This window comes from Variovorax sp. YR634 (assembly GCF_900106655.1).
In the GTDB taxonomy this organism is placed as follows: domain Bacteria; phylum Pseudomonadota; class Gammaproteobacteria; order Burkholderiales; family Burkholderiaceae_C; genus Variovorax.
This window is the reverse complement of the sequence record NZ_FNOL01000066.1, coordinates 1-1008: the sequence shown is the minus strand read 5'-3', so window position 1 is coordinate 1008 and position 1008 is coordinate 1. Positions and strand designations below refer to the sequence as shown.

Genomic DNA, 1008 nt, shown 5'->3' with positions numbered 1-1008 from the left:
AGCGTGAAGCGGTGCGTGATCAGCAGGGCCGGGTCCACCTTGTGGGACTGCACCGTCTTCAGCAGCATCGGCGTGGACACGGTGTCGACCAGCCGCGTGGTGATCGCGATGTTCTGCGACCACAGCCGCTCCAGGTGAAGCTCGGCCGGGTGCCCGTGAACGCCGATGTTCGCGATGGTGCCGCCGGGCGCCACGATGTCCTGGCACAGCACGAAGGTGGCCGGTATGCCGACCGCCTCGATCGACACGTCGACGCCGCGCCCGCCTGTCAGCGCGAGCACCGCCTCGGCCGCCTTGCCGTCGGTGCTGTTGATCGTGTGCGTCGCGCCGAAGCGGCGCGCAACCTCGAGCCGGCCGTCGTCCAGGTCGATCAGGATGATCTGCGACGGCGAATAGAACTGGGCCGTGAGCAGCGTGGCCAGGCCGATCGGCCCGGCGCCCACGATGGCCACCGTGCTGCCGGGCGCGACCTTGCCGTTGAGCACGCCGCATTCGAAGCCGGTCGGCAGGATGTCGCTGAGCATCACCAGCGCCTCTTCGTCCGCGCCGGGCGGAACGGGATACAGGCTGGTGTCCGCATGCGGAATGCGCACGTACTCGGCCTGCGTGCCGTCGATGGTGTTGCCGAGAATCCAGCCGCCGGTGGCGCAGTGCGAATACATGCCGCGGCGGCAGTTCTCGCACTTGCCGCACGACGAGATGCACGAGATCAGCACATGGTCACCCGGACGGAAAGCCGTGACGCCGGCGCCGACGCTCTCGATCACGCCCACACCCTCGTGCCCGAGGATGCGGCCCGGCGTGCAGGTCGGTACATCGCCCTTGAGGATGTGCAGGTCGGTGCCGCAGATGGTCGTCTTGAGTATCTTGACGATGGCGTCGCCCGGCGCCTGGATCTCCGGCTTGGGATGGTCTTCGAGCGATTTGAGGCCGGGGCCCCGGTATACGAGTGCTTTCATGCCGCAACGTTATGCGTCCCTGCCCGCCCTCCCCTTGCGATAGCGCAAG

1 protein-coding gene is annotated in these 1008 nt (G+C 67.8%); it reads right to left on the bottom strand.

Going from position 1 to position 1008, the window contains the following annotated elements; all coding sequences use genetic code 11:
• The coding region (locus tag BLV60_RS33880) for a zinc-dependent alcohol dehydrogenase family protein (protein WP_093060183.1) at window positions 1-959 on the bottom strand (959 nt) is incomplete at its 3' end.
• Between the last annotated feature and the right edge of the window lie 49 nt (window positions 960-1008).